Below are 2,179 nucleotides of genomic sequence, written 5' to 3'. Positions count from 1 at the left end.
CTGGCCGCGCTGCGGGGCGCCACCGAGGAGGCCGCCACCGGAGGGGCCACCGCCGAGCTGCGGACCCGACTGGCCGGCCTGGCGACGCGCGGCGGCGGCACCGGCCGCGGCCTGCGCGGCGGCGGGGCCACCGGTGGAGGGGACACCCTGGCCGGGCTTGCCCGGAGCAGGCTTCTTGTTGCCCTGCGCGACGTCCACGGGAAGCATGACCAGCGCGGTCGTGCCGCCCGAGTCGGACGGCCGGAGCTGGATGCGTATGCCGTGGCGCTGCGACAGACGACCGACCACGAACAGACCCATGCGGCGGGAGACCGACACGTCCACGGTGGGCGGCGAGGCGAGGCGCTCGTTGATCGCCGCGAGGTCCTCGGGGGAGAGGCCGATACCGGTGTCGTGGATCTCGATCAGCACCCGCCCGTCGGGCAGCGCGTGACCGGTGACCTTGACCTTGGTCTGCGGCGAGGAGAAGGAGGTCGCGTTCTCGAGCAGCTCGGCGAGGAGGTGCACGAGGTCGTTGACCACGCGGCCGGCCACTTCGGTGGTCGGCACGGCGGCCAGCTCGATGCGCTCGTACTGCTCCACCTCGGAGGCGGCGGCGCGGAGCACGTCGACCAGCGGGACCGGGCGGGTCCAGCGGCGGCCGGGCTCCTCACCGGCGAGGACGAGGAGGTTCTCACCGTTACGGCGCATGCGGGTGGCGAGGTGGTCGAGCTTGAACAGCGAGGACAGCTGGTCCGGGTCGGCCTCGCGGGACTCCAGTTCGGAGATGAGCGAGAGCTGACGCTGGATGAGGCCCTGGGAGCGGCGCGAGAGGTTGGTGAACATCGCGTTGACGTTGCCTCGGAGGAGGGCCTGCTCGGCGGCGAGGCGGACCGCCTCGCGGTGCACGTCGTCGAAGGCCGCGGCCACCTGGCCGATCTCGTCCCGCGAGTGCACACCGACGGACTCGACGGAGGTGTCGACGTCCTGCGGGTCCGACTCCGACAGCTGCTTGACCAGCTCGGGCAGGCGGTCCTGGGCGACCTTGGTCGCCGTGTCCTGCAGCCTGCGCAGCGAGCGGATCATGGAGCGGGCCACGACGAACGCGCCGACCAGGGACACACCGAGGACGAGCAGGATGAGCGCACCGGAGATGATCGCCTCTTGCTCGGCGTCCGCACGGAGCGCGCGAGCGGTCTGCTCCATCTCCTCGAGGAGCGAGCCCTCGATCTTCTCCATACGCTCGATCTTGGTCCCGGAGTCGTCGGTCCAGTCCTTGTACGAACGCTTGTCCTGGCCGCGCAGACCGCCGGCGCTGGCGAGCACCCGGTCCGCGTAGAGGTCGGAGGCCTCGATGGTGGGGCTGGCGTCGTCGATCGGCTTGGTGAGCACCTCGGCGCCGTCACCGTAGATGTCGGCGAAGGTGGTGCGGTCGGACTCCTCGTTGTCCAGCGCCGACTTCGCGTAGAGCCGGTCGTTCTCGGAGAGGTTGCCGAACGTGTCCTTGTTCACCGGCAGGGCCGCCGCGATGACCGCGCGCTGCACGGACGCGAACTCCTTGGCCGAGGAGAACGCGGCCAGGGCGCGGGTGCGCTTGATCATTTCCGGGTTGCTGGTGGCCTCCGCCATGTCCTGGGAGAGTTCCAGCAGCTGGGTGATCAGACGGTGGTACGCCTCGACCGTCTGCGTGGAGTTCTTCGGGTCGGCGTATGCCTTGTTGCGGACGGTGTTGAGGTCGTTCAGCGCTCGCGTGACGCGGACGAGGCTTTCGCGGACACCGGGGAGGTTCTGGGCGGTGCTCGAGCTGTCGGCCTCCTGGGTCGCGTCGGCGAACAGGACGCGGGCCTGGTCCGTCTTCTGACGGGCGCCCTTGACCGTGAAGTCGCTGGCGTCGAGACCCCGCGCGAGGGGACCGGCGGAGAGGTCGCGCTCGTTCTGCAGCGCGTCGGCGAGCTCGGTCGCCTGCTTGGTCATGTCGGTCAGCAGCCGCATGTTGTCGAGCTGCTGGATGTCGTCCACGTTGTCGCCGATGCGCAGTGCGCCCAGCGAGGTCGCCGCCACCACGGGGAGGGCGAGCAGCGAGACGAGACGAGTGGAGATGCGCCAGTTGCGCAGGGCTACTCGTGATCCGGGACCGGTCACACCGGCCGTGTCGCCCTTGGGCTTGCCGGGCGCGGGAGGAGTGGACGCGCCGGTGCGC

At 70.7% G+C, this 2,179-nt stretch carries 1 protein-coding gene; it reads right to left on the bottom strand.

Annotation, left to right across the window (positions count from 1 at the left end; all coding sequences use genetic code 11):
• Window positions 1–2,179, bottom strand: a 2,179-nt coding sequence (locus tag M8J73_RS29565) for a sensor histidine kinase (protein ID WP_372504037.1), incomplete at both ends; no start/stop codon positions are given.

Origin of the sequence: Streptomyces neyagawaensis, from assembly GCF_023516595.1 — a bacterium.
Classification (GTDB): domain Bacteria; phylum Actinomycetota; class Actinomycetes; order Streptomycetales; family Streptomycetaceae; genus Streptomyces; species Streptomyces neyagawaensis.
Note: the sequence above shows the minus strand (reverse complement) of the source record. Positions and strands in the feature narration are given on the sequence as shown.